Genomic DNA, 251 nt, shown 5'->3' on the forward strand with positions numbered 1-251 from the left:
CTATAAGAGTAGCTCTCTTGATTCCTGTATTTTCTTTTTATGAATTTGTTCTCTGATATCTGCTCCACTGACTAAAACTGGTATGCACATTTCCAAAACTCTTGAATAAATTCTTTTCAGTTCAATACTTTCAGTATAGTTCTTGATATCTTCAAGACTTAAATTAGTGGTAATAATGGTTGGCAATCCTTGTAAACTTCGACCATTAATGATGTTATAAACTTGCTCTAAGGCGTATGGTGTATTTCTCT

At 32.3% G+C, this 251-nt stretch carries 1 pseudogene; it reads right to left on the bottom strand.

Annotated features, from left to right (window positions below):
* Positions 1-251, bottom strand: a pseudogene (locus ACS2QP_RS28280) (ATP-binding protein); the annotation flags it as partial.

Source organism: Bacillus cereus group sp. Bce019 (assembly GCF_051781745.1).
GTDB lineage: Bacteria > Bacillota > Bacilli > Bacillales > Bacillaceae_G > Bacillus_A > Bacillus_A cereus.